Source organism: Oleiphilus sp. HI0066 (assembly GCF_001635725.1).
The window spans coordinates 1-878 of sequence record NZ_LWFH01001080.1; the positions used below are offsets into that span (position 1 = coordinate 1).

Here is an 878-nt window from a genome sequence, read left to right on the forward strand (position 1 = left end):
ACAAACAAACCTCTGATTGCATCATCGTAGATGGATTATTTGGAACAGGATTAAACAGAGATCTTGACGCAAACTATGCTGACGCCATCGAGCTTTCCAATACCGTTCGAAGAGAGAAAAGCAATATCCATACTATCTCGCTAGACATTCCATCAGGTTTAAGTGCAAATACCGGACGCATTTTTAATGCGTGCATTGAAGCTGATCTTACAACGACCTTCATTGCAAACAAGATAGGATTAATGACGGGCGTCGGTCGTCATTATTCTGGTCAGATCGCATTTCATGATCTCAATCTTATAGAAGGCATTTTTAGTGAAGTTCCCAGCAGTTTGCATCTACCGAAGATTACTGAATTACTTGAGGTACTCCCCGCTCGAGAACAACATACGCACAAGGGTAAACAAGGAAGGGCCTTGCTTGTCGGAGGTAACAAAGGATTTGGCGGCGCAATATTAATCGCATCTCAAGCGTGCGCTAGAGTGGGCGCCGGCTTAACATCTGTCATTACGCATGAAGACTATCTAAACAGTGTTATCCTTCACCAACCAGAAGTAATGGCTCATACATATAACCCGATCGAAAGTAACACGCTTTTTGAGATGGCTGATGTCATTGCAATCGGCCCCGGCTTGGGTAAAGACGAATGGGCCGAGAGACTTCTGAAACGGACTCTCAACGAAAACTGTTTTAAAGTGTTAGATGCTGATGCTCTCAACATCCTCGCAGAAAACCCAATTTTAATTGAAAGTCTCGATACGAATACGCTTATAACCCCTCACCCTGGTGAAGCTGCGCGATTACTTGACTGCAGCACAACAGATATCGAGGAAGACCGAATAAAAGCGATTAAGGCTCTAAGAGCAAAACTGAATTGT

At 43.7% G+C, this 878-nt stretch carries 1 protein-coding gene; it reads left to right on the forward strand.

All coding sequences use genetic code 11. The features are described from left to right. Window positions 1–878: NAD(P)H-hydrate dehydratase (locus tag A3738_RS13630; protein WP_304440103.1), on the forward strand; the 878-nt coding region annotated here is incomplete at both ends.